The 24,690-nt window shown below is 72.2% G+C and carries 25 protein-coding genes; 14 read left to right on the plus strand and 11 right to left on the minus strand.

Annotated elements, in window-relative coordinates:
- Positions 1–54 precede the first annotated feature (54 nt).
- Positions 55–915 (minus strand): DMT family protein, encoded by an 861-nt coding sequence (locus AA23TX_RS48760; protein WP_196425962.1) that lies wholly within the window; start codon positions 913–915, stop codon positions 55–57.
- A 44-nt stretch (positions 916–959) separates the two neighbouring features.
- Between AA23TX_RS48760 and AA23TX_RS48765 the strand changes: the two genes are divergently transcribed.
- A complete protein-coding gene (locus tag AA23TX_RS48765; protein WP_196425963.1) occupies positions 960–1,472 on the plus strand; it encodes a DinB family protein in 513 nt (170 codons plus the stop codon).
- A 260-nt stretch (positions 1,473–1,732) separates the two neighbouring features.
- Entirely contained in the window at positions 1,733–2,845 is a 1,113-nt protein-coding gene (gene srmL / locus AA23TX_RS48770) for a PheS-related mystery ligase SrmL (RefSeq protein ID WP_196425964.1), read from the plus strand.
- On the opposite strand, the gene AA23TX_RS48775 is transcribed toward srmL, so the two are convergent.
- Positions 2,801–3,370 (minus strand): TetR/AcrR family transcriptional regulator, encoded by a 570-nt coding sequence (locus AA23TX_RS48775; protein ID WP_155549846.1) that lies wholly within the window; start codon positions 3,368–3,370, stop codon positions 2,801–2,803. The genes srmL and AA23TX_RS48775 overlap by 45 nt on opposite strands.
- 48 nt (positions 3,371–3,418) lie before the next feature.
- Here AA23TX_RS48775 and AA23TX_RS48780 point away from each other — a divergent pair, with 48 nt between their 5' ends.
- The 6 genes from AA23TX_RS48780 (at position 3,419) to AA23TX_RS48805 (ending at position 8,841) form a co-directional block, all read left to right on the plus strand.
- Positions 3,419–4,381, plus strand: coding sequence for a zinc-binding dehydrogenase (locus tag AA23TX_RS48780; protein ID WP_155549847.1), 963 nt, complete (start codon positions 3,419–3,421; stop codon positions 4,379–4,381).
- 16 nt (positions 4,382–4,397) lie between these two features.
- Positions 4,398–5,108, plus strand: coding sequence for an MBL fold metallo-hydrolase (locus AA23TX_RS48785; protein WP_155549848.1), 711 nt, complete (start codon positions 4,398–4,400; stop codon positions 5,106–5,108).
- Between the two features lie 125 nt (positions 5,109–5,233).
- Positions 5,234–6,052 carry an ABC transporter permease gene (locus tag AA23TX_RS48790; protein WP_155549849.1) on the plus strand — a complete coding sequence of 273 codons (819 nt, stop codon included), beginning with the start codon at positions 5,234–5,236 and terminating at the stop codon, positions 6,050–6,052.
- Positions 6,037–6,738, plus strand: a complete 702-nt coding sequence (locus AA23TX_RS48795) for an ABC transporter ATP-binding protein (protein WP_155549850.1) — start codon at positions 6,037–6,039, stop codon at positions 6,736–6,738. Before AA23TX_RS48790 ends, AA23TX_RS48795 begins: the two co-directional genes overlap by 16 nt.
- Positions 6,725–7,741: an ABC transporter substrate-binding protein gene (locus AA23TX_RS48800; protein ID WP_155549851.1), complete on the plus strand. Its 1,017-nt coding sequence runs from the start codon at positions 6,725–6,727 to the stop codon at positions 7,739–7,741. The genes AA23TX_RS48795 and AA23TX_RS48800 overlap by 14 nt, the downstream gene beginning before the upstream one ends.
- The gene (locus AA23TX_RS48805) at positions 7,738–8,841 is read left to right on the plus strand and encodes an LLM class flavin-dependent oxidoreductase (protein ID WP_155549852.1); all 1,104 of its coding nucleotides are present in this window, start codon (positions 7,738–7,740) and stop codon (positions 8,839–8,841) included. Before AA23TX_RS48800 ends, AA23TX_RS48805 begins: the two co-directional genes overlap by 4 nt.
- Here the strand turns inward: AA23TX_RS48805 and AA23TX_RS48810 are convergent.
- The 5 genes from AA23TX_RS48810 to AA23TX_RS48830 form a co-directional block, all read right to left on the minus strand.
- Complete coding sequence (locus AA23TX_RS48810) at positions 8,838–9,440, minus strand: class F sortase (protein ID WP_155549853.1); 603 nt, start codon at positions 9,438–9,440, stop codon at positions 8,838–8,840. The two genes, AA23TX_RS48805 and AA23TX_RS48810, sit on opposite strands and share 4 nt — an antisense overlap.
- Positions 9,430–10,278 carry a DUF4397 domain-containing protein gene (locus AA23TX_RS48815; RefSeq protein WP_155549854.1) on the minus strand — a complete coding sequence of 283 codons (849 nt, stop codon included), beginning with the start codon at positions 10,276–10,278 and terminating at the stop codon, positions 9,430–9,432. The genes AA23TX_RS48810 and AA23TX_RS48815 overlap by 11 nt, the downstream gene beginning before the upstream one ends.
- 18 nt (positions 10,279–10,296) lie before the next feature.
- Positions 10,297–12,114, minus strand: coding sequence for a glycosyl transferase (locus AA23TX_RS48820; RefSeq protein WP_155549855.1), 1,818 nt, complete (start codon positions 12,112–12,114; stop codon positions 10,297–10,299).
- Positions 12,115–12,209: 95 nt separating this feature from the next.
- A complete protein-coding gene (locus AA23TX_RS48825) occupies positions 12,210–12,995 on the minus strand; it encodes an IclR family transcriptional regulator (protein ID WP_155549856.1) in 786 nt (261 codons plus the stop codon).
- Between the two features lie 52 nt (positions 12,996–13,047).
- A complete protein-coding gene (locus tag AA23TX_RS48830) occupies positions 13,048–13,638 on the minus strand; it encodes a TetR/AcrR family transcriptional regulator (RefSeq protein WP_155549857.1) in 591 nt (196 codons plus the stop codon).
- Positions 13,639–13,725: 87 nt separating this feature from the next.
- Here AA23TX_RS48830 and AA23TX_RS48835 point away from each other — a divergent pair, with 87 nt between their 5' ends.
- From AA23TX_RS48835 to AA23TX_RS48860, 6 genes are all read left to right on the plus strand, one after another.
- Positions 13,726–14,652: an oxygenase MpaB family protein gene (locus AA23TX_RS48835; RefSeq protein ID WP_155549858.1), complete on the plus strand. Its 927-nt coding sequence runs from the start codon at positions 13,726–13,728 to the stop codon at positions 14,650–14,652.
- A 9-nt stretch (positions 14,653–14,661) separates the two neighbouring features.
- On the plus strand, positions 14,662–15,687 hold the full coding sequence (locus AA23TX_RS48840; protein ID WP_155549859.1) for an LLM class F420-dependent oxidoreductase: 1,026 nt from the start codon (positions 14,662–14,664) through the stop codon (positions 15,685–15,687).
- Between the two features lie 119 nt (positions 15,688–15,806).
- Positions 15,807–17,801: a neutral/alkaline ceramidase gene (locus AA23TX_RS48845; protein WP_155549860.1), complete on the plus strand. Its 1,995-nt coding sequence runs from the start codon at positions 15,807–15,809 to the stop codon at positions 17,799–17,801.
- Positions 17,802–17,818: 17 nt separating this feature from the next.
- Entirely contained in the window at positions 17,819–18,766 is a 948-nt protein-coding gene (locus AA23TX_RS48850) for a sphingomyelin phosphodiesterase (protein ID WP_155549861.1), read from the plus strand.
- 33 nt (positions 18,767–18,799) lie between these two features.
- Positions 18,800–20,113 (plus strand): MFS transporter, encoded by a 1,314-nt coding sequence (locus tag AA23TX_RS48855; RefSeq protein ID WP_155549862.1) that lies wholly within the window; start codon positions 18,800–18,802, stop codon positions 20,111–20,113.
- Positions 20,100–21,515, plus strand: a complete 1,416-nt coding sequence (locus AA23TX_RS48860; RefSeq protein WP_155549863.1) for a pyridoxal phosphate-dependent decarboxylase family protein — start codon at positions 20,100–20,102, stop codon at positions 21,513–21,515. The genes AA23TX_RS48855 and AA23TX_RS48860 overlap by 14 nt, the downstream gene beginning before the upstream one ends.
- A gap of 4 nt (positions 21,516–21,519) precedes the next feature.
- Here AA23TX_RS48860 and AA23TX_RS48865 read toward each other — a convergent pair whose 3' ends face one another.
- The 4 genes from AA23TX_RS48865 to AA23TX_RS48880 are packed head-to-tail and all read right to left on the minus strand — an operon-like array spanning position 21,520 to position 24,664.
- Positions 21,520–21,792 (minus strand): DUF6295 family protein, encoded by a 273-nt coding sequence (locus AA23TX_RS48865; RefSeq protein WP_155549864.1) that lies wholly within the window; start codon positions 21,790–21,792, stop codon positions 21,520–21,522.
- Between the two features lie 12 nt (positions 21,793–21,804).
- Complete coding sequence (locus tag AA23TX_RS48870; RefSeq protein WP_155549865.1) at positions 21,805–22,545, minus strand: dienelactone hydrolase family protein; 741 nt, start codon at positions 22,543–22,545, stop codon at positions 21,805–21,807.
- The gene (locus AA23TX_RS48875) at positions 22,542–24,233 is read right to left on the minus strand and encodes an MFS transporter (RefSeq protein WP_277875502.1); all 1,692 of its coding nucleotides are present in this window, start codon (positions 24,231–24,233) and stop codon (positions 22,542–22,544) included. The genes AA23TX_RS48870 and AA23TX_RS48875 overlap by 4 nt, the downstream gene beginning before the upstream one ends.
- Positions 24,230–24,664 (minus strand): MarR family winged helix-turn-helix transcriptional regulator, encoded by a 435-nt coding sequence (locus AA23TX_RS48880; protein ID WP_230863148.1) that lies wholly within the window; start codon positions 24,662–24,664, stop codon positions 24,230–24,232. The genes AA23TX_RS48875 and AA23TX_RS48880 overlap by 4 nt, the downstream gene beginning before the upstream one ends.
- Between the last annotated feature and the right edge of the window lie 26 nt (positions 24,665–24,690).

Raw genomic sequence — 24,690 nt, forward strand, 5'->3', positions numbered from 1 at the left:
CCGCGCCTCCCTGTCCTGGTCGTGGGATAGGTAAGGCTAGTCTAAGTAAACGGGTTACGGGAACACGGTCGGCTTCGTCTCATTTCCCTCGGTGGCCGGTTCTCCGAAGCGGGCCAAGGCGAGCGCGGCGGCCACGGCGAGGACGAACCCGGCGATCGCGACGACCGCGAACCCGGGCCGGGTCCGGTCGCCGAGGACGAACACGCCGATGAGCGACGGGAAGATCGTCTCGCCGAGCACCATCATCGCGGTGGACGTGGTGACGCTGCCGCGTTGCAAGGCCGTCGCGTAGAACAGCATCGCCATCCCGCCCGCGACGGCGACGGTGTAGGTGGCCGGGTCGGTGAGCAGGTCCAGCGGGGCGAGGCTGGGGATGATCCGCCCGGAGATGGCGACGACGCCGAAGCAGAGCCCGGCCACGAGCCCGAGCGCGGGCGTCCGGATGTGCCGGCTCGCCTTCCCCGCGGCGATCCCGGCGCCGGCCAGCACGACGACCGCGCCGATGAGCCCGAGCCGGAAGCCGAGGCCGACCGGGTCGGAGCCTTCGCTTTCGGCGGCGGCGCCGAGCAGCCCGAGCCCGGCGCACACGACGGCGACGGCCGCCCATTCCCGTTTGCCGAGGCGGACCCCGAGGAACCGGGCGGCGACGGCGGTCACGGCGAGGCTCGCGGCGAGCGCGGCCTGCACGACGAACAGCGGCAGGACGTGCAGAGCGGCGATCTGCGCGACGAAGCCGAGGACGTCCAGCGACAGGCCGAGCACGAACTTCCACTGGCCGAGGACGCGCACGAGCAGCTTCGGATCGACCCCGCCGGCACCGGAGTCTTCGGTCGCCTGGGCGGCGACCGACTGCATCACCGAAGCGACGCCGTACGCGATTGCGGCGCCGAGGGCGCAGAGGAGTCCCCACCACATGCCGATCACTCTATTTTGTCGGACCGGTGCGGTACGTTCCGGTCATGTCGAACACGAGTTCGAAGACGCACCGGGCCTGGCCGGCCCGGCTGGCCTGGGACGAGTTGCGCCTGCAGCTGGACTTCCTGCAGTTCCTCCGCGCGACGGCGGTGAACAAGCTGGCGGGGCTGCCGGTTTCGCAGGCGGCGGCGACGCCGTTCTCGACGTCGCCGCGGTTGAGTGCGCTGGGGGTGGTGAAGCACCTGACGGCGGTGGAGCGGTGGTGGCTGTCGATCGAGGCGGGCGGAGCGGACCTGCCGTCGCTGTGGGCGGGGTCGCCGGACCCCAGCTGGGACTTGTCACCGGACGACACACCGGCCTCGGTGGTGGCGGCGTACAAGGCCGAGTGGGCCCGGTCGGAGAAGTCGTTGCGCCGACTGGGTCCCGACGACCGGACGCGGCGGCGGTCGGAGTTCACGGTCAGGTGGGTGGTGGCCCACGTGGTCCAGGAGACGGCGCGGCACGTGGGGCATCTGGATCTGCTGCGGGAGCTGGCCGATGGGGAGGTGGGTGAGTGAAGAATCCGCGTGACACGCCTCGCTAACCTGGGTTCGTGGCCGTCGTTGCGGAGTACCGCCGATTTACCGGCCCCCTGGCCCTTTGCGGGTGCCAGCGGGGTTCCGGTGCCATGTCCGCAGTCGGCGTTGCCTGACGTTGCCCGCGCGGTTCGGTCCGCACCATCACAGCCGAGCCATGACCAAGCCGCAACGAACCTCGCCGGGTGTCCGGGCCCAGGGGGAGCAGTCGCCCTCACCCCGCTCACCCAGGAGGCCTTGTCATGCCCGAAACACCCAGCCGGCTCGTCCGTGACCTCGCGATTCGCGATCTCACCGATCCCGCGGCCGGCCCGCACGCGATGCAGCTCGTCGTCGAGCGGGCCGTCGCCGCCGTCCGAGGGCCGCGGACCGAAGTGCGGTGGTGGCGGGGGGATCGGATCGTCAGCGTCGCCGACAACTACGACAACCTGGGCTACGACCCCGCCGACGTCACCCGCGACGCGCGCTACACCCGCTACGTCGACGCGGACCACGTGCTGCGCAGCCACTCCAGCGCCCTGGTCCCCGGCGCGCTGCGGGCGCTCGGAGCGCGGCCGGCCGACGACGTCCTGCTCGTCTGCCCCGGCATCGTCTACCGCCGGGACAGCATCGATCGGCTGCACACCGGTACTCCGCACCAGCTCGACCTGTGGCGGATCACGCGCACGAAGAACGACCTGGGCCACCTGGTCGAATCCCTCGCCACCGAACTCCTGCCGGGCCGGCGGTGGCGCCTCGAACCCCGCCGTCATCCGTACACAGTGGACGGTGCTCAGCTCGACGTCCGCCACCACGGCGAGTGGATCGAGGTCGCCGAATGCGGACTCGTCCACCCCGATGTCCTCGCCCGCGCCGGCCTCGACGACCGCTGGTCCGGGCTGGCTCTCGGCATGGGCCTCGACCGGATGCTGATGCTGCTGAAGGACATCCCGGACATCCGCCTCCTGCGGTCACCCGATCCGGCCGTCGCGGCGCAGCTCACCGACCTCGCGCCGTACCGCCCGGTCTCGACCCTGCCGCCCGTGCGCCGCGACCTCTCCGTCGCGGTCGCGCACGACGATCGCGCCGAGGACCTCGGCGATCGCGTCCGCGCCGCCCTCGGCGACGATGCCGACGTCGTCGAATCGGTCGAGATCCTGCAGGAGACGCCGTGCGCGCACTTGCCCCCTCAGGCGCTGGCCCGGCTCGGCGCCACCGAAGACCAGAAGAACCTCCTGGTCCGGCTGGTCCTGCGCCCGCTGAGCGCGACCCTGTCGGACCGCGAGGCGAACGTCCTGCGCGACCGGGCCTACGCCGCCCTGCACCAGGGGTCAGGTTCGCAGTCCGCGGAGGGCGAGCGCGGCGAAGCGTCGTGAAGCAGCGAGACGGGCCGCCGGGGTCGGCGCCTGGATGCCGCCGTTGGCCATGAGCACCAGGACCAGGTCGTCCAGGACGACGTCCGGGCGCACGTGCCCGGCCTCCTGCGCGCGGCGGATCAGCTCGGCGATCGACCGCAAGGCCCGTTCGCGTTCGGCGGCGAAGTCGATCGCGTGCGGGAACGCCGAGACGAAGGCCGTGGTGAAGCCCCGGTCGCGCGCGTGCAGCTCGCACAGCCGCTCGACGACCAGGGCGAAACCGCGCCACGGATCGGGATCGGCGAGCCCTTCGTCGACGATGGCGTAGCACGCCCGCATCTGGTCCGCGAACGCCGCGGTGACCAGCAGTTCCTTGGTGGGGAACCGGCGGTACAGGGTGGCCGGCCCGACCCCGGCGCGCCGGGCGATCTCGCGCATCGGCGCGTCCAGGCCCTCGGCGGCGAACACCAGGCGGGCCGCGTCGAGGATGCGCTCACGGTTGTCGCGGGCGTCGGAGCGCAGCAGGTGAGGCAAATGATCGGCCACGCTCTCACTTTAGCCAAGCGGACGCCGGCGTCCACTACCGTCGGTCCCATGAAAGCAGTTGCGGTGCAAGCGTTCGGCGATCCCGAGGGGCTCGCGGTCATCGACGTCCCGGTCCCGGAACCGGCCGCGGGACAGGTGCTGGTCGCCACCGAGGCGATCGGCGTGGGCGGGGTCGACGCCGTGATCCGCAGCGGCGCCCTCGCCGCGTACGGGTTCCGGGACGGGCACATCCTCGGCGGCGAGATCGCGGGCACGGTGACCGCGGTCGGCGACGGCGTCGACCGCGAGTGGACCGGACGGCGCGTGTGGGCCTTCACCGGCGTGGGCGGCGGGTACGCCGAGCAGGCGGTCGCCCCGGCCGAGACGCTCGTCCCGCTCCCGGCGGCGACGTCGGCCGTGGACGCGGTGACGCTCGGCAGCTCCGGCGCCGTGGCGCACTTCGGCCTCCGCCACGCCCACTTCGCGCCGGGCGAGTCGGTGCTGGTCCGCGGCGCGGCGGGCGGTCTCGGGATCATGACGGTCCAGCTCGCCGCCCGCGCCGGAGCCGGCGCGATCGCGGTGACGACGTCGTCGCCCGAGCGTGGCGAACGCCTGCGTGGACTCGGCGCGACCCGCGTGCTGGACCGCGCCGGCGAGGGGACGGCCGACACCTACGACGTCGTCATCGACATCGTCGCCGGGCCGGACCTGCCGTCGTTCTTCGCCAAGCTCAGCCCGAACGGCCGCCTGGTGGCGATCGGCGCGGTCGCCGGCGACCCTCCGGCGGACTTCGGCAAGCAGCTGTTCGCGGCGTTCCAGAGGTCGCTGTCGTTCTCGACCTTCAGCGCGAACACCGTGCCCCAGGCCGACCGGCGAGCGGTGACGGCGGAGCTGTTCGCCGCCGCGAACAGGGGAGAGCTGACCTCGGTCGTGCACGAGGTCCTGCCGCTGGACCAGGCGGTACTGGCCCACCGGAAGATGCAGGCCGGCGAGGTGTTCGGGAGGATCGTGCTGACTCCGCCGGAAAGCTGACCCGTAGGGTGTGGCCATGGCAGATCGGCTCTACTTCCGGCAGCTGCTCGCCGGGCGGGACTTCGCCGTCGGCGACCCGGTCGCGACGCAGATGGTGAACTTCGCCTACCTCATCGGCGACCGGGACACCCAGGACGCGGTGCTCGTCGACCCGGCCTACGCCGTGCAGGACCTGCTCGATGTCCTCGACGCCGATGGCATGCGGCTCACCGGGGTCCTCGCCACCCACCACCACCCCGATCACGTCGGCGGCGAGATGATGGGCTTCGAGCTGCCCGGCATCGCCGAGCTGCTCGCGCTCCGGCCGGTGCCGATCCACGTCAACGGCGCCGAGACCGAGTGGGTCCGCCGCGTGACCGGGGTCGAGGACACCGATCTGCGCGCGCACGACCACGACGACGTCCTCGAGGTCGGCTCGATCCCCGTCCGGATGCTGCACACACCCGGCCACACGCCCGGCAGCCAGTGCTTCCTCGTCGAAGACAAGCTCGTCTCCGGCGACACGCTCTTCCTCGAAGGGTGCGGGCGCACCGACTTCCCCGGCGGCGACGCCGAGGAGATCTACCGCAGCCTGCAGGCCCTCGCCGGCCTGCCCGGCGACCCCGTCGTCTACCCCGGGCACCAGTACTCCGCCGAACCGTCGGCCGCGCTCTCCGACGTCAAGCGCACCAACTTCGTCTACCGGCCGCGGTCGCTCGACGAATGGAAGGTCATGTTCGGCGGCTGATCAAGGTGTTCCACGGGGTGAAACACCGCTGTTTCACGGACTGGGCGGCGATTGACTTCGCCTGACCGGGGCCCGAATGTCGGGAGCACGCAAGCCCCGAACATCCCCGTCCCCGGGAGAAATCCGTGTCGATTTCCACCACGGGCGTGCTTCCGCGCGCCCGGAAACGCGCCGAAGGGCCGCCACGCCGGATCGCGTGGCGGCCCGACCTGCGGCGCTGGATCAGCCCGGTGGTGCTCGTCGCCGCCTGGCAGATCGCCAGTGCCACCGGCGTATTGCCGCCCGACAAGCTCAGTTCACCGTGGACGGTCGTGCGGGCCGGCGTCGAAGTCGCGCGCAGCGGCGAACTCGGCAACGCCTTCCTGGTGTCGCTCGGTCGCGTCGGCGCCGGGTTCGCGATCGGGGCCGTCATCGGCGTGGTGCTGGGCATCGTCTCCGGGCTGTCCCGCTGGGGTGAGGTGCTGGTCGACCCGCCGGTGCAGATGCTGCGGACGCTGCCGTTCCTCGGCCTGATCCCGCTGTTCATCCTGTGGTTCGGCATCGGCGAGGAGACCAAGATCGTGCTGGTCGCCCTGGGGGTGGCCTTCCCGCTCTACCTGAACGTCCACTCGGGAATCCGCGGTGCCGACCCGAACCTCGTCGAGGCGTCCCGGGCGCTCGGGTTCAGCCGGGCGGAACGGCTCTGGCACGTGGTGATCCCCGGTGCGTTGCCGCAGGCGCTCGTCGGGTTGCGGCAGTCGCTCGGCATCGCCTGGCTGGCGTTGATCGTGGGCGAGACGGTCAACGCCGACGCCGGCGTCGGCTACCTCATCAACAACGCGCGCGAGTTCCTGCGCACCGATGTCGTGGTCGTCGGTCTCGTTCTGTACGCCCTGCTCGGCCTGGTCACCGACGCGCTGGTCCGGCTGCTGGAACGGAAGGTGCTGCGGTGGCGAACCCGGTAGCCGAGGTCCGGGACCTCACGAAGAAGTTCGGCGAGCGGACCATTCTCAGCGGACTCGATCTGACCGTCGACCGCGGTGAGTTCGTCGCGCTGCTGGGCCGCAGTGGTTCCGGCAAGTCGACGCTCCTGCGGGTGCTGGCCGGTCTGGATGACGACGTCGAAGGGCGCGCGGAAGTGACCGGGACGGTTTCGGTCGCCTTCCAGCAGCCGAGACTGCTGCCGTGGCGGAAGGTCTGGCGCAACGTCGTCCTCGGCCTGCGCCAGGACGGCGTCTCGAAGGCCCGCAACCGCGCGCTCGCGGAGAAAGCGCTCGCCGAGGTCCACCTGACCGACCACGCCGACGACTGGCCGCTCACCCTCTCCGGCGGCGAAGCCCAGCGGGTGTCGCTGGCCCGCGCGCTGGTGCGCGAACCCGGCCTGCTGCTGCTCGACGAGCCGTTCGGCGCCCTCGACGCGCTCACGCGGATCGCGATGCACGGGCTGGTCCAGGACCTCTGGCGGCGCCACCGGCCGGGGGTGCTGCTGGTGACCCACGACGTCGACGAGGCCCTGCGGCTCGCCGACCGGGTGCTGGTGCTCGACGGCGGCCGGATCGTGGCCGAGCACCGGCCGCGCGAAGCCGGCCACGACGACCTCCGCCGGCGCGTGCTGGCCGACCTGGGAGTGACCGAAGATGCGGTGGCGTAACGGAATCGCGCTCGTGGCGGCGGCCTTCGTGCTGGCCGGGTGCGGCTCGGCGGCGAGCCCCGGCTCGGGACCTGCCGCCGTTCCGGGTCCGGTGAGCGCGGCCGACCTGGCGAAGGTGACGCTCAGGGTCGGCGACCAGAAGGGCGGCGTGAAGTCGCTGCTCACCGCGGCGGGCCAGCTCGACGGCACGCCGTACAAGATCGAATGGTCCACCTTCACCTCCGGACCGCCGCTGCTCGAGGCGGCCTCGGCGGGCGCGATCGACATCGGCCGCGTCGGCAACACGCCGCCGATCTTCGCGGCCGCGGCGAAGGCCAAGATCGCGGTCGTCAGCGTCGCGCGCAGCAACGTCGAGCGGGAGGCCATCCTCGTCCCGCCCGATTCGCCGCTGGCGGACGTCGCTTCGCTGAAGGGCAAGACGGTCGGGGTCGCGAAGGGCAGTTCCGCGCACGGCCAGCTGCTGAACACGCTGCACCGGAACGGACTGTCCACCAAGGACATCAAGGTGAGCTTCCTGCAGCCGGCCGAGGCCTACGCGGCGTTCACCCAGCACACGATCGACGCGTGGGCGATCTGGGATCCCTACACCGCGCAGGCCCAGATCGAGGCCAAGGCCCGGGTGCTGGCCGACGGGCGCGGCGCGTCCAACGGGCTGGCCTTCGAGACCGCGAGCACGACGGCGCTGGCCGATCCCGGCCGGAACTCGGCGATCCGCGACTTCGTGATCCGGGTGGTCAAGGCCCAGAAGTGGGCCGACACGCACCGCCAGGAGTGGGCGGCGGCGTGGGCCAAGGAGACCGGGCTCAAGCTCGAAGTGGCCCAGAAGGCCGTCGACGCGGGCCGGGACCAGCCGATCCCGCTCGACGACTCGGTCATCCAGTCCGAGCAACAGCTCGCGGACGCGTTCACCGACGAGAAGACTCTGCCGGGCAAGGTGGACTTCGCCGCGTTCGCCGACCGGCGGTTCGCCTCCGACCTGGATCAGGCGAGGAGCAACGGATGACCATCAGGCTGCACTGGTTCCTGCCCACCAGCGGCGACGGCCGCACGATCGTGGAACGCTTCCACGCCAACCGGTCCGCCGGGCCGTCGGCGCAGCGCGAACCCGACCTGGACTACCTCGCGCAGGTGGCCCGCGCCGCCGAGCGGCAGGGCTTCGAAGGCGTCCTGACCCCGACCGGCACGTGGTGCGAGGACGCGTGGCTGACCACGGCCGCGCTGATCCGCGAGACGACCCGGCTGAAGTTCCTGGTCGCCTTCCGCCCCGGCGTCATCTCCCCGACGCTCGCCGCGCAGATGGCCGGCACGTTCCAGCGCCTGTCGGAGGGCCGGGTGCTGCTCAACATCGTCACCGGCGGCGACGCCGTCGAGCAGCGGCGCTTCGGCGACTGGCACGACCACGACGCCCGGTACGCGCGCACCGACGAGTTCCTCACCATCGTCCGCGGCGTCTGGTCCGGGCAGCCGTTCACCTTCGAGGGCGAGCACCTGCGCGTCGAAGGCGCGACGACGCTGGCCGCGCCGGACCCGGTGCCGCCGATCTACTTCGGCGGGTCGTCGCCGGCCGCGCTGCCGGTCGCGGCCCGGCACGCCGACGTCTACCTGACGTGGGGCGAGCCGCCCGCGCAGGTGGCCGAGAAGATCGGCAAGGTCCGCGCGCTGGCCGGCGACCGGCCGATCCGGTTCGGCGTCCGGCTGCACACGATCTCGCGCGACACGTCGGCCGAGGCGTGGGCGGAGGCGCAGAAGCTGCTGGACGCGCTGAGCCCGGAGCAGGTCGCGAAGGCCCAGGCGCAGCTCGCGGCGAGCGAGTCGGTCGGGCAGCAGCGGATGGTCGCGCTGCATGGCGGCCGGACCGACGGCGGCGTCCGCGGGCTGGAGATCCACCCCAACCTGTGGGCGGGCGTCGGCCTGGTCCGCGGCGGCGCGGGCACCGCGCTGGTCGGCAGCCACGACGAGGTCGCCGACCTGATCGAGGAGTTCCACAGCGTCGGCGTCAGCGAGTTCGTGCTGTCCGGCTATCCGCACCTGGAGGAGGCGTACTGGTTCGGCGACGGCGTCCGGCCCGAGCTGGCGCGGCGCGGCCTGATCAAGGAGTCCTAACCCCAGCGGGTCGAAGCGTAGACGACGATGTTGTCGCGGTAGGACCGTTTCGCCGCGTCGAAGCTGCCACCGCAGGTGATCAGCCGCAGCGCGCTGCCCGGCGCGGGCCCGTACACCGCGTCGGTCGGGAAGTCGTTCTTCGGGTAGCGCTGGACGGTGTCCACGACGAACCGGGTCTCCTGGCCGTCGGAGCGCGTGACGAACACGGGATCGCCGTCGCGTAGGTCGCGCAGCCGGAAGAACGGCGCCGGCCCGGACCGGGAGTCGACGTGCGCGGCGATCACCGCGGGCCCGGGGTCGCCCGGCACCGGGCCGGCGGCGTACCAGCCGACGTCTTCGAACTTCGCGGGCGCTTCGAGCTGGTGATCCGCGCCCAGTCCGAGCGGGACGAGCGCGGGCGCGTCCACGCCGATGGCCGGGATCCGCAGCCGCACCGGGTGGACGTCGGCGGCCGGGGGCAGCGGCAGGGGACCGCTCGCCACCGGCGCAGACGGAACCGGAGACGGGGCCGGGGATGGCGGCGCGGGCTGGGCCGGGGCCACCGAGCAGCCCGCGGCCAGCAGCACCGCGACGAGCAGCGCGCCGAGGTCAGCGCGCACGAGCCGCCCGGCGTCCCACGAGGAGCGCGGCCAGCAGCCCGGCCGCCGCGAACGCCGGCCAGAGCGGCAGCTCGGACGACGGCGCCGTGCCGCCGCCCCCGGTCTCGACGCCGAGCTTCGGCGGCTGGGGCAGCGACGCGCCGTCGGAGATCGGGTTCGCCTTGAGCGCGCCGGCGTTCTCGGTGATCAGGAGCGTGGTCGACGTCCCGGCCTTGACGTCGACGTCGGCGGTCGACTTGACCGAGCCACCGGACAGCTGCAGCGGCCAGCGCCCTTCCGGCACGTCCATGTAGGACGACGTCTGGCCGTAGGCCGCGTCCTTGGCGAACGCGACGCCCGTCGGACCCTGGACGCTGACCGGGGCGATCGCCGCCGACCCTTCGACCACCCGGAGCCGGCCCTTGCCGGCGGCGGGCGCGGTGAGGTCGTCGGTGATCAGGTCACCTTTGAGCGTGCCGTCCGGGCCGTTCGCGAACACCAGCAGCGAGTACGCGCTGCGCTCGGCGACGTCGATGGTCGCCGACAGCGCGGGCGGGGTGCTGGACGCCGCGTCGGCGGGCCGCATCGAGAGCGTGTACTTGCCCGGGTCGAGCGACGAGTACGGCGTGACCGCGCCGTAGCCCGCCTTGCGGATGACGACCTTCTCGGCCTGGCCGAAGGGCGCGAAGTAGATGTCCACCGGCGGCACCTTGGGGGAGAGGTGCCCGACCCGGATCCAGCCGACACCCGGGCCGGGCGCGGTCGCGGCCTCGGCCGTCACCGGCGTCAGCGCGACGAGCAGGAGCGCGGCGGCGGCCAGCCCGCCGGGTCTGAGCAGGAGCTGGGGAAGAGTGCGCATCGGAGGGCCTTTCACCGGTCAGGGGGAGGAGAACGGGACGAGCAGTCCCGGGGGTGCGAACAGCGGGTAGGTGACGAGCACGCCACCGCCGGTCCGGGCGACCGACGAGGGGCGGAACAGGTCGCGCTGGCCGGTGTAGAACGCGGCCGCGCCGTCTTCGCCGCCGGTCAGCAGGACCCGGCGGCGGGGTTGCCCGGCGGGGTCTTCGCCGGGGACCTCGGGGAACGCCGCGACCCGGACCGGTTCCAGGGCCGCGAGCGCGGCGATCGTCGCGATCAGCCGCGGGTCGACGCGGCCCGCGCGGAGCACGGCGGCGGCGTCCGGGGCGAAAGTGATGCGGGCCGACGCCTGGAGGGCCTCGCCGGCGTGGGCGCGCGCCGACGCTTCCGACGGCGCGGCCGGGTCGGCCGGCGGCAGGCCGAGGCGGGAGACGGTGATCTTGACCGCGGGGTCGGTGCCGAACACGGCGGTCGCGCCGGAGTTGGCGAAGGCGGCTTCGATCGCGGGATAGGCGCGGCGCAGGTCGGTCGCGTCGTCGGCGAAGACGGCCCACTCGGCGGGCGGGCAGGCGGCCGCGCACGCCGCGGGCGGGACGAGCATGCCGGTCGGCCAGCCTGCCTTGGCGAGCTCGGCCCAGGCGGCGTCGTCGACGAGCACGCGAGAGCCGGAAGCGTTGGCCCGCAACCACTCCTGCGCGTCCGCCAGCGGGCCGCCCCGGTCGGTCGTGGGCCGGAGGGCCGGGTAGCCGTACACCCAGCCGGCGGCCACGATCGCGACGAGGACGACCGCGGCGAGCACGACACCCTTCCCGGGCCGCCGGGCCGCTTCCCCGCGGTGGGCCGGGGCGCGCTGCCGGAGCACGGCCTGCACGACGCCGGCCAGCAGCAGCGGCGTAACCGGCAGGAGCAGGGCGAGCACGGCGGTGTGCGGCACACCCGGCACAGCCAGGGTCGCGGCGAGCAGCAGGCCGGACACCGCGAACGGCCGCAGGGACGTCACGGCGAGCGCGGCGACCAGCGCGAAGGTCGACAGCACGGCCCACGCCGGGTCGAGCGCGACCCAGTCGGCGACCGACGGACGGCCCGCGGCCGCGAGGTGCGGCCGGAGGATCCCGGCCGCCGGGCCGAACGCGATGCCGAGCCCGAGGTTGAGCAGCACCGCCACCAGCGCGGCCCGCACGGGCGCGCGCCGCACCAGCAGCCAGCCGGCCGCGGGCAGGAAGAACAGCGCGAGCGGCGAGGTGAGCACCGCGGCCAGCAGGCAGACCGCGGCGTAGATGTCGTGCCGGATCCGCGCGTCGGGCCGGGTGACGAGCACCAGCGCGCCCAGCGCCCACACGACCGCCAGGTGCTCGACGACGACGAGCCGCTGCAGGCCCAGGGCCAGCGGGGACGCCGCGAGCAGCACCACCGCGGCCGCCGACGCCCACCGCGTCAGGCCGAGCCGGCGCGCCAGCACCCACAGCAGCACGGCACCGGCCACCGCGGCGACGAGCATCGTCTCCCGGACCGCGGCCAGTGCCGTCGCCGAGCGGCCGAACGCGTCCGAAACCATCGTGTACGCCGAGAGCTGCCACCAGCCGAACGGGCTGACGCCGGCGCCGCCCGCGTCGGTGAACGGCGTGAAGTGGCCGAGCGCGTAGGCGTGGGCGACGTTCGCGGCTTCGGCGGGCAAGGCCGGGCTCGGCGCGGCGAGGTAGAGCACCCGCAGGCCGCCGGCGAGGGCCAGCAGGGCGAGCACGATGTCGAGCGACAGCAACCGGTGACCGGCCGCCGGCTCGGAAGGGGTCGCGGGGGAGCGGCCCGAGAACGTCGTCCCCCAGCTGTGCTGGGCCATTCGACGGATCGTAGCCGCTCCCGATCACCCGTCCAGCTCGGGACGGTTACGTCAGCCGGACGGCCTAGAGATCCGAAAAGCCTTGTCCCGCAAGATTATTTCCGACTGTCCCGAGTGGATCCGGAGAGTGTCCGGGTCAACGCGAGTGCGACCGTGCGGACGGCGGGCGCGACCCGTTCGGTCCGCATCCGGTTGGCCCAGCCGGAGATCGAGACCGCGGCGACCGCGACGCCGCGGGAGTCGAGCAGCGGGCTGGCCGCGCACACGACGCCGACGCCGGATTCCTCGCGTTCCAAGGCGATCCCGTCCTCCCGGACCCGGCTGAGCTGCCGGCGCAGCAGGCCGGGTGCGGTGATCGTCTTCGGGCTCATCCTGGGTAATCCGGCGTCGATCACCTCGTTCACCACGGATTCCGGAGAAAACGCGAGGATCGCCTTCCCGACTCCCGTGGCGTGCGCGGGGAACCGGCCGCCGATGCGCGACGGCAGCGTCGGCGCGTCCGGGCCGCGCAGCACGTCGAGGTAGACGACTTCGGTGCCTTCGAGGATGGCGAGGTGGACGGTGTTGCGCGTCGCTTCGCGGAGGTCGGCGAGGTACGGGCGAGCCGCTTCGACCAGCCCGCGCCGCGGTGAGGCCAGTTGGCCGATTTCGAACAACCGCAGCCCGAGCCGCACCGCGCCGTCCTCGCGGGTGAGCAGGCCGGTGTCGGCGAGGTGGCCCACCAGCCGGTGCACCGTCGTCTTCGCCAGCCCGGTCCGGCGGGCCAGCTCGGAGACGCCGAGGGCCTCGTCGCCCGGCCGGAAGGCTTCCAGGAGCGCGGCGAGCCGGGTCGCGACGAGACCGTCGCCGCTCGCGCCGTCGTTCCGCCCAGCGGTACGCATGGGTTGAGTGTGCCCGATCTTCCCCGCCAGTGTCACGAGGTCGGAGGTGAGGTCAGTGGTCGTCGGCGCCGAGCACGAGCCGCACGCAGTGGGCGACGAGCCGTTCGCGGGAAACCTTCAGCGAGCCGTCGAGGTAGGCGATGAAGACGTTGCTCAGCGCGCCGACCAGCCCGACGGCGACCATCTGCCGCTCTGTCTCGTCGCCGCGGGTCAGCTGCTCGCCGACGAGCGCGGCGAACACCGGCAGCAGGTGCAGGCCGCGGCGGGTCAGCGCGGGGTCGGTCAGCGGGGCGAGGAGCAGGATCCGGCCCCGCCGGGGATCGTCGACGATCAGCTCGACGAACGCGCGCACGGCGTGCTCGGCCCGCAGCACCGGGGTCGGCGCGTCGCGGACCGCGTCCACCAGCGCTTGGCGCGCCTGCTCGCCGACGTGCTCGTAGACGGCGGCGACGAGCTCCTCGCGGTCGGCGAAGCTCTCGTAGAAGTACCGCTCGGTGAGCTTCGCGTGCCGGCACACCGCGCGCACGCTCGTCCCGGCCGAGCCTTCGGTGCCCAGCAGTTCGAGGCCCGCGGACACGAGCTGCTCGCGCCGCAGCGCCTTCCGGTCGTCCAGGGTCGTGCCCGCCCACGTGCGGCCCGGCATGATCACTCCTCGGTTGACTACGGCTGTTGTCAGATCCTAGCCTGACAACAGCCGTAGTCAGTTCCGACTCGACGAGGAGAGCCGCCGATGAGCAGGGAATCGCCCGAACCCCTGGGTCCCGACTCGTTGACCTGGAAGTACTTCGGTGACTGGCGGGGCCTGCTCATCGCCCTGTGGGCCGGGTCGATGCAGAACATGCACCCCGGCCTCGGCGCCGGCGTCGAGCAGCACTCGCGGTTCTTCGAGGAGCGCTGGCAGCGGCTGTTCCGCTCGCTCTACCCGATCGGCGGCGTCGTCTACGACGGCCCGCGCGCCCACGCGACCGCGTTGCAGGTGCGCGGCTACCACGACCGCATCAAGGGCGTCGACGCTCGAGGCCGTCGCTACCACGCGCTCGATCCCGACACCTACTACTGGGCGCACTCCACGTTCTTCGTCAGCACGATCCTCATCGCCGACCACTTCATGGGCGGCATCGGCGAGGCAGAGAAGCGGCGGCTGTTCGACGAGCACGTCACGTGGTGGCGGATGTACGACCTGACGATGCGGCCGGTGCCGGAGAGCTGGGAGGACTTCCAGCGCTACTGGAAGCACATGTGCGCCGACGTCCTGGAGGACAACAAGGCCACCCGAGATGTCCTCGACCTCGGCGGGATCGCGAAGCCGCCGTTCCTGCCGTGGCTGCCGGACGCGCTCTGGCGCCCGGTGAGCGCGCTGATCGCGAAGAACTTCGTCTGGCTGACGACCGGGCTCTACGACCGCGAGATCCGCGACCTGCTCGGCCTGCGCTGGACCGGCCGCGACGCGCGTCGGCACCGGCGGGTCGGCCAGCTGATCAACGCCGTGTTCAAGCTCGTCCCGCACGACCGCCGCTACCACCCGCGGGCCCGGGCCGGCTGGCGGCGCGAGCGCGGCGAGGTGGCTCCGGACGCCGCCTTGGTCGAGACTCCACCCAGGAACCTGCCGCCGCTGTCGGAGCGGGGCAAGCCCGAGCACTACGCGCCGAACGTCTAGGAGGCATTCGTGAAGCTGGGATTCCACGTCGGGTACTGGGGCAGTGGCCCGACGCCGGGCGCACTGGAAGCGGTGCTCAAGGCCGAGGAGCTCGGCTTCGACTCGGTGTGGACGGCGGAGGCGTACGGCTCGGACGCGTTCACGACGCTGGCCTGGTACGGCGCGTCGACCAGCCGGATCCGGCTCGGGACCAACATCGTCCAGATGGCGGCGCGCACGCCGACCGCGACCGCGATGAGCGCGATGACGCTCGACCACCTCTCCGGCGGCCGGATGGTGCTCGGGCTCGGCGCGTCCGGCCCGCAGGTCGTCGAGGGCTGGTACGGCCAGCCGTACCCGAAGCCCCTCGCCCGGACGCGGGAGTACGTCGACATCGTCCGGCAGGTGATCGCCCGCGAAGCCCCGGTGACCCTGGACGGCCAGCACTTCCAGCTGCCGCTGAAGGGCGGCACCGGGCTCGGCAAGGCGCTGAAGCCGACGGTCCACCCGCTGCGCAAGGAGATCCCGATCCACCTGGCCGCGGAGGGCCCGAAGAACGTCGCGCTGTCGGCGGAGATCGGCGACGGCTGGCTGCCGTTGTTCTTCTCGCCCAAGAGCAATGACTTCTACAAGGCGGCGCTGGCGGAAGGCTTCGCCCGTGAAGGCGCCCGGCACACCCTGGAGACGTTCGAGGTGCCGTGCTCGATCCCGGTGATCGTGCACGACGACGTCGAAGAGGCGGCTTCGTGGATCAAGCCGTCGCTCGCGCTCTACATCGGCGGGATGGGCGCGAAGAGCGTCAACTTCCACCACGACGTCTTCGCCCGGCTGGGTTACGAGGACGTGGCGGACAAGGTCCAGGAGCTGTACCTCGCGGGCCGCAAGGACGAGGCGACCGCGGCGATCCCGACGTCACTCGTGGAGGACACGTCGCTGATCGGGCCGGCCGCGAAGATCCGCGACGAGCTGCAGGCCTGGGAGGAAACGGTGGTCACCCAGCTGCTGCTCCGCGGGGACGCGGCGACGCTGACGAAGATCGCCGAAGCCCTCGGCTGACCGGCGAATCGACGGCGCCCGGGCGGCTTGACGGCACTTTTGTCGGGTTGCCCGGGTGGCGGCGCTCACGTACGGTCCCCGACTAACGCGAAAGTCGTTCACGTTAGTCGGGAGACCGTATGCGGGTGAGTCGTCGTACCGTCCTGGCCGGAGCCACCGCGCTCCCGTTCGCCGCCGTGGCCAGACCCGCCGCGGCCGCTTCCTCGCTCAAGGTGGGCGTCGGGATCGGCGACGTCACCGGGCCCGCCGCCGAGAACGGCATGATGGGCTACTCCATGCCCCAGCAGCAGACCGCCGGCATCCACCTGCGCACCCGGGCCCGCGCCTACATCGTCGACGACGGCGCGAAGCGGATCGTCTTCGTCACCGCCGAGCTGGGCGCGCTGTTCCAGTCGGTCCACCAGGGCGTGCTGCGCGAGCTGGCCCGGAAGTACGGCGACCGCTACACCGAGCAGAACGTCCTGCTCAACGCCACCCACACGCATTCGGCGTGCGGCGGCGACTCGCACTACGCCGCCTACGACCTGGCGATCCTCGGCTTCCAGCAGCAGACGTACGACGCCGTCGTCGCCGGGATCGTCGACGCGATCGGCCGGGCGCACGAGAACCTGAAGCCCGGCGAGCTGACCCTCGGCCGCACCGAGCTGACCGAGGCCAGCGCCAACCGGTCCCGCGTCGCCTTCGAACTGAACCCCGACAAGGACCACTTCCCGCTCTCGATCGACCCCGCGGTCACCGTGCTGCGGTTCCGCCAAGGCGGCCAGGACGTCGGCGCGATCACCTGGTTCGCCACGCACGGCACGTCGATGAGCAACGGCAACCACCTGATCAGCAGCGACAACAAGGGTTACGCCGCCTACACGTGGGAGCACGACCACGCCGGCGTCCGCTACCTCGACGGCCCGCCCGGGTTCGTCGCCGCGTTCGCCCAGACCAACTCCGGCGACATGACGCCGAACCTCGACCTGAAGCCCGGCACGCCCGAGACGGAGTTCGAGAACACCCGGCGCATCGGCGAACTCCAGTTCCAGGCGGCGAAACGCGCGTTCGACGCGGCGAGCGAGACCGTAACCGGCGGCGTCGACCATCGGCTGACCTATGTGGACATGTCCGCCGTGGACGTCGACCCCCGGTTCACCCCGGACGGACGTCCGCACCGCACCTGCACCGCCGCGATCGGCGTCTCGATGCTCGCCGGCAGCACCGAAGACGGGCCCGGCCTGCCGCTGCCCGAAGGCGTCAAGAACCCCTTCATCGACTGGCTCGGCGGCATCGACGCGCCGATCCCGCGGGCCCTCGCCGACGCGCAGGCGCCGAAGGTCGTCGCGGTGCCGTTCGGCGCGATGAAGCCCTACCCGTGGGCGCCGGAGGTGCTGCCGCTGCAGATTGTCCGGATCGGACAGCTGCACCTCGTCGCCGGGCCGGCGGAGTACACCATCGTCGCCGGGCTGCGGATCCGGAAGACCGTCGCCGAGGCGCTGGGCGTGCCGCTGGAGAACGTCCTGATGCAGGGCTACTCCAACGCCTACAGCCAGTACGTCACGACGCCCGAGGAGTACGACTCCCAGCAGTACGAAGGCGCGTCGACGCTCTTCGGCCGCTACACGCTGCCCGCGTACCAGCAGGAGTTCGGGAAGCTGGCCGCCGCGATGAAGGCGGGGACGCCGGTGCCGCACGGGCCGGTCCCGCGCGACCTGCGCGGCAGGCTCGTGAACTTCCAGCCCGGCGTCGTCTTCGACAGCGCGCCGCTGCTGAAGAACTTCGGCGACGTGGTCACCGACGCCAACCGCAGCTACCGGCGCGGCGAACAGGTCTCGGTCGCGTTCGTGACCGGCCACCCGAAGAACGACCTCCGCCGCGACGGCACGTTCCTCGAGGTCCAGCGGTACGTGGACGGCCGCTGGGTCCGCCACGCCGACGACGGCGACTGGGCGACGAAGTTCCGGTGGACGCGGACGTTCGTGAGCGAGTCACGCGCCGAGGTCACCTGGGACATCCCCGCGAACACCCCGGCCGGCAAGTACCGCGTCGTCCACTCCGGAGCGTGGAAGCACGGGCTCACCGGAGCCATCGCCCAGCTCGGCGGGACCTCCCGCGCCTTCGTCGTCTCGTGATCCGGAAAGGACCCCGCGTGCGCAGGACCGCCCTTCTCGCCGCCGTCGTCACCGCCTTCGCCCTCGTCGCCACGCCCGCCCGGGCCGCGGACGCGGCCGTGAGCGTGCTCAGCTTCAACCTCTGGCAGCTGCCGTGGATCGCCAACCCGAACACCTCGGACAAGGAGGCCCGGGCCCAGGCCGCCGAGCGCGTCATCCGCGCGCAGGACACCGACGTCGTCGTCCTCGAAGAGGCCTTCAGCGCCCAGGCCGAGGGCCTGCGCGACCGGCTCGTGGACGCGTATCCCTTCCGGACGCCGCTGGTCGGCCAGTCCTGCTCGACGTCGCCGGGCTGGACGTCGGTGAGCGGCACCTGCTCGAACTCGCCGATCGTCGTCAACGGCGGCGTGACCGTACTGAGCAAGTACCCGATCACCGAGAAGCACCAGCTCGTCTACCGCACCTCCTACTCCGGCACCGCCGACTACCTGTCCAACAAGGGTGCCGCGCTGGTCCGGATCTTCGCCCACGGCAAGGCGCTCTGGCTCGCGGGCACGCACCTGCAGGCCGACGAAGCGCCCGACACGCTGCCGAAAGCGCACCAGGTGCGGATGGCGCAGCTCGGCGAGCTGCGCGACCTCGTCGCCGCGCGCGTCCCGGCGGGCGACGCCGTGGCCGTCGCCGGGGACCTCAACATCGAGTACTGGGCCGGGCAGGACCGTCGCGACGCCGCCGGCCGCACCCAGGCCGAGCAGGGCGCGGCCGCGCTCGGCGGGCCCCTGCGGACGGCGGGCGCGGGGGAGTACACCTTCGACGCCGTCACCAACCCGGACGCGGCGAAGTCCGTCCCGGCGACCTACCGCGACTCGCTGGACTACGTGGGCTCGGTGCGACGCGCCGAGGTCGGCCCGGTACGGCTGGTGCATTACGACGGTGGCACGATTCCCTCCGACCACTACCCGGTGCGGGCCGAGATCCACTACTGATCGCCTCATCGGATTCGTTCTGCGAGGAGAACCATGACGACGCTGTCCGGCCGGACGCGGTTCAGGTATTCGCTCGGCTCGTTCGTCACCGGGTCCTTCGGCACAGTCCCCGGCCTCGTGCTGGTCAAGTACCTCACCGACACGATGGCCGTGCCCGCCGGGTGGGCCGCCGCGATCGTGTTCGTGCCCAAGGCCTGGGACGTCCTGTTCAACCCGATCGCCGGCCGGATGTCGGACGCGGACCTGCTCAAGACCGGCAGCCGCCGCCGCTTCCTGCTCATCGGCGGCATCGGCGTCGCGATCCTGTTCGCGGCGATGTTCGCCCACCCCGGGTTCGGCACCCCGCTGCCGGACGCGCTGTACGTCGCGATCACGTTCGCCCTCTGCGCCACGGCGTACGCGCTGTTCCAGGTGCCGTTCAACGCCCTGCCCGCCGAGCTCACCTCGTCGGGGGCGGAGCGCACCAAGCTCACCAGCGTCCGCATCGGCGTGCTGGCCGTGACGATCCTGATCTGCGGCGGCGGCGCGCCCGCGATCAGCACCGGCATCGGCGGGGTCGCCGGCTACCGGGTGATGGCCGTCGTGATCGGGCTGATCGTGCTGGCCGCGACGCTGCTGGTGTACTTCGGCCTCAAGGACGCGCCGGTCGGCTCGCTGCGGCCGAACACCGTGAACCTGAAAGAACTGGTCCGCACGCTCGCCGCCTGGCGCCCGTTCCGCTGGCTGCTGGGCTCGTACTTCATCCAGGCACTGGGCATCGGCACGGTGCTCGCCGCGATCCCGTTCTTCGCCCAGCGCATCCTCGGCGACGAGGGCTACGGGACGATCATCTTCGTGATCTTCGTCGGCCCGGCGCTGGTCACCATGCCGCTGTGGCCGCGCCTCGGCGACCGCGTCGGCAAGCTCAACGGCTTCCGGATCGCCACGGCGGCGTTCGCGCTGGGCCTGCTCGGCCTGGTCTTCGCCCAGTCGCTGCCGCTGGCCGTGACGCTGGTCTTCGTCGCGCTGTGCGGCGTCGGGTACGCCGGGATCTCGGTGTTCCCGCTCGCCATCCTGCCCGACCTGATCACCGCCGAGGAGGAGCGCACCGGCGAGACCCGGGCGGGGATCGCGGCCGGGGTCTGGACCGCGGGGGAGACGCTCGGGCTGGCCTTCGGCGGCGGCCTGTGGGCGATCATCCTCGCGTTCGGCGGGTACGTTTCGAGCACCGACGCGACCGCGGCCCAGCCGCACAGCGCGATCGTCGCGATCCTGTTCGGCGCGTCGATCATCCCCGGCGTGCTCATCGCGCTGGCCCTGCCGCTGCTGCGGCGCAAGGTGCTGGAGCCGCGTCATGAACCCGCCTGAGGACGTCCTCGCGGCACTACGGGAGCTGCGCGCGGGTGACCTGCCGACGCACGGCGGCCGCACGCTCGCCTACGTCTACGACAGCGGGTTGTCCGAAGTGGACACCCTTGGGGCGGCCGCGCACGCGCTGGCGTCGTCGGCGAACGGCCTCGACCCGACGGCGTTCCCGAGCTTGCTGCGGATGGAGAACGACCTCGTCTCGGCCGCTTCCGCGTTGCTCGGCGACGTTCCGGGCGTGGTCGGCTCGGTGACGTCCGGCGGTACGGAGTCGTGCCTGCTGGCGGTGCTCGCCGCGCGGGACGCGCACCCTTCGGTCGCGTCGCCGTCGATCGTGCTGCCGACCACCGCGCACGCCGCGTTCCACAAGGCGGCGCACCTGTTCGGGCTGCGGCGGATCGACGTCCCGGTCGACCCGGTGACGTTCCGCGCCGACCCGGCGGCGATGGCCGCGGCGATCGACGACTCGACGGTGCTGGTGGTGGCGAGCGCGCCGTCGTACGCGCACGGCGTCCTCGATCCGGTGGCCGAGATCGCGGCCGTGGCCCTCGAACGCGGCGTCCGGATGCACGTGGACGCGTGCATCGGCGGCTGGGTGCTGCCGTACTTCGCGCGCCTCGGCGCCGACGTCCCGCCGTTCGACTTCCGCGTCCCCGGCGTCACGAGCATCTCGGTGGACCTGCACAAGTACGCGTACTGCCCGAAGGGCACGTCGGTGCTGCTGCACGCGTCGGCGGAACTGCGGCGCTCGCACTACTTCGCGAGCGCGGCCTGGCCGGGTTACACGATGCTGAACACGACGATCCAGAGCACGCGCTCGGGCGGCCCGCTCGCGGCGGCGTGGGCGGTGGTCCGGCACCTCGGCGAGGACGGCTACCTGCAGCTGGCTTCGTCCACGCGGGAAGCGGTTTCCCGGATCCGGGCCGGCATCGGGGAACTGCCGGGTCTGCGGGTGCTCGGCGACCCGGTGTCGACGCTGATCGCGTTCACCGGCGACGACGGCTTCGACCTGTTCACGGTGGCGGACGAGATGAAGACGCGCGGCTGGTACGTCCAGCCGCAGTTCGCTTTCGAAGCGTCCCCGGTGAACTTGCACCTGACGGTGACGGCGGCCAACCGCGGCAGCGAGAAGGAGTTCCTGACGGACCTGGCGGCTTCTCTGGATGCCGCACGCGCGGCGGGACCGGTGGTGATCGACCCCGCCGTGGCCGACTTCGTCGCGGCGCTGGATCCGGCGACGCTGACGTCGGAACAGTTCGCGGGGCTGCTGGCGGCGGCGGGCCTGGGCGGCGCGGCCGGTCTCCCGGACCGGATGGCCCCGATCAACGCGCTCCTCGCAACGGCACCGGCGCCGTTGCGGGAGCGGTTGCTGCTGGAGTTCCTGGGCGCGCTCTACACGCCCTGAAAGCTCACTGGTCGCGGGAAGCCAGCCCTTCGGGAGCTGATTTGACGGCCGCGTGGATCGCGTCCGCCAGCGCCAGCGCGTCCTCCTCGGTCAACTCCAACGCGACCCGTGCCGAAGCGCCCAGGCCCGGGTTGCGGAAGTCGATGTTCACCGTGTGGCCGTACGGCGCGTGGACCGGGTGGTCGACGTACACGGTTCCCTCGTTGAGGCGGAACCAGCCGCGGGCGCCCTTGCCGCTGCCTTCGAGCGCGAACTTCTCGGTCAGGTAAGTGCACATGGCGAAGTCCTCTCAGACCGTCAGGGTGCGGGAGTAGAAGTCGAAGATGCGTTCCCAGCCGTCCTTCGCGGCTTCCGGCCGGTAGCTCGGGCGGTCGACGGCGAAGAACGAGTGGCCGGCACCCGCGTACGTGTGGAACTCGTGCGGCTTGCCCAGCTTCTCCAGCTCGGCCGCCAGGACGGCGACCTCGTCCGGGCCGGGGAACTGGTCGTCGGCGCCGAAGAGGCCCAGCAGCGGGCACGACAGCCGGGACGCCAGGCCGAGCAGCGGCTTCATCTGCTTCATCGCCTCGGGCGGGTCGTTGACGACGAACGCGCCGTAGCAGTCGACCGCCGCGTCGATGTCCAGGGAACAACCCGAAAGGAACGCCTGGCGGCCGCCCGAGCAGTGCCCGATGACCCCGATGCGGCCGTTCGCGTTCTCGAGCGCGCGCAGGTGGTCCGCCGCGCCCGAGACGTCACCGACGAGCCGGTCGTCCGGGACGCCACCGGCCGCGCGGACCGTGGCGGCCGCGTCGTCCGGGTCCGCGCCCGGTGCTTCGCGCGTGTACAGGTTGGGGCACAGCGCGTTGTAGCCCTCGACGGCGAAGCGGCGGACCATCTCCTTCGTCGCCGCGTCGTAGCCGGGCATGTGGTGGATCACCACGACGCCGCCGCGGGGCGTCGTGTCGGTGGGTTTGGCCAGGTAGGCCTCGAGCTCGTCACCGCCGTGGCCGGTGATGGTGACGGTCCCGGCGACGATCTCGTCGGTCATCGGTTCTCCTTCGATCCCTCGGGGGTGTGGAAGTAACGCGCGCCGCGGGAAGCGGAGGCCACCGCGGCGACGACGGCCATCACCGCGGCCGCCGTGAACACGACCACCAGGCCGTGGTGGAACGGACCGGAGACCAGCTGCGGGAAGAACTCCCCGCCGGTCAGGGTCGAGCGGTCGGCCGGGGACAGCCCGGCCAGGACGTCCGGGCCGAGCAGGTGCCCGACCGGGTTGCTGCCGAGGAACGCGGCGAACAGCGTGCTCACCGGCGGCAGCTGGGCGACGCCGTCCGCGACGGACGCCGGGACGCCGTGGGCCTGCAACCCGCTGGTCAACGTCTGCGGCAACGAAGACGCCAGCCCGGCGATCATCAGCGAGAAGAACACGCCGATCGACAACGACGTCCCGGAGTTCTGGAACGTCGCCCGCATCCCGGAGGCGACCCCGCGCTGCTCGGTCGGCACACTGCTCATGATCGCCGAGGTGTTGGGCGCGGAGAACATGCCCTGGCCGATCCCGCTGAGGACGAGCAGCGCGGCGAACGCCGGATAGGGGAAGTCCACCGGCAACGCCAGCAACCCGAGGAACGCGGCCGCGACCAGCAAGAGCCCGCCGGTGGAGAACAGCCGGGCCCCGAACCGGTCGGACAGGTAGCCCGACACCGGACCCGCGACGAGGAACCCGACGGTCAGCGGCAGCAGGTAGATGCCCGCCCACAGCGGGGTGCGCTCGTAGTCGTAGCCGTGCAGGGGCAGCCAGATCCCCTGCAGCCAGATGATGAGCATGAACTGCATGCCACCCCGGGCGACCGAGGTCAGCAGCGCGGCGACGTTGCCGGCGGCGAACGCGCGGATCTTGAACAGCGAAAGCTGGAACATCGGCGCCGCGACGCGGGTCTCGATGAGGCCGAACAGCAGGAGCAGCAGCACGCCGGCGCCGATCCCGCCGAGCACCCACGGACTGCCCCAGCCGGTCGCGGCGCCGCCGTAGGGCTGGATGCCGTAGGTGATCGCGGCCAGCAGCAACGCGGTCCCGGCGGCGAAGGTGACGTTGCCGCCCCAGTCGACCTTCGCGCGCTTGGGCGTCCCGACTTCGCGGAGGCTGCGGATCGACCAGATCGTGCCGAGCAACCCGAACGGGACGCTCACCCAGAACACGGCACGCCAATCGATCTCCGCGAGCAACCCGCCGACGACCAGGCCGAGGAACTGGCCGGCCAGCGCGGTGATCTGGTTGACGCCGAGCGCCATGCCGCGTTGTTCCGCGGGGAAGGCGTCGGTGAGGATCGCGGCCGAGTTCGCCGTCAGCATCGAGCCGCCGACGGCTTGGACGATCCGCCAGCCGATCAGCCACAGCGCGCCGCCGCCCGCGTGGAACGGGTCGAACGACAGCGCGACCGACGCGGCGCTGAAGACGACGAAGCCGAGGTTGTACATCTTGACGCGGCCGAACATGTCGCCGAGCCGCCCGAGCGTCACCACCAGCACGGCCTGGACCAGCAGGTAGCCGAGGATCATCCAGAGCAGGTAGCCGATGTTGCCCGGGGCGAGGGGGTCGAGCCCGATGCCGCGGAAGATCGCGGGCAGCGAGATGATGACGATCGAGCCGTCGAGCGCGGACATCAGCACGCCGAGCGTGGTGTTGGAGAGGGCGACCCACTTGTAGCGGCCGCTCGTGAGCTGCGTCGTCACAGCTCGTCCGCCAGCCGCTCGATCAGCGGGATGGCCGCGATCAGCTCGCGCTGCTCGGCCGCGGTGAACTTCTCGGCCAGCGCGGTCGCCATCTTCTCCGTCGTCCGCGAACGGCGGTCGGTGAGCAGCTTGACGCCGGTTTCGGTGACCGACATCAGTACCTTGCGGCCGTCGGAGTCGTCCTTGCGCCGCTCGACGAGCCCGCGGTCGACCAGCCCGGCCAGGGTCACACCCATGGCCTGCGGCTTGACGCGTTCGAGGTCGGCCAGACAGCCCGGCGTGGCCGGGCCCTCCCGGTCGAGCCGGGAGAGCACCGACCGTTCGGGCAGCGTCAGCTCCCCGACGACGTACCCCTGCCGCAGCCGCCGGATCACCCGGCCCAGCGCGACGCGCAGGTCGGCGCTGGCCTGGAGGAGGTCCTCGTCCGTCACGATCGTCAACCTAGACTGATAAACCT

This window comes from Amycolatopsis camponoti (genome assembly GCF_902497555.1).
Taxonomy (GTDB): Bacteria; Actinomycetota; Actinomycetes; order Mycobacteriales; family Pseudonocardiaceae; genus Amycolatopsis; species Amycolatopsis camponoti.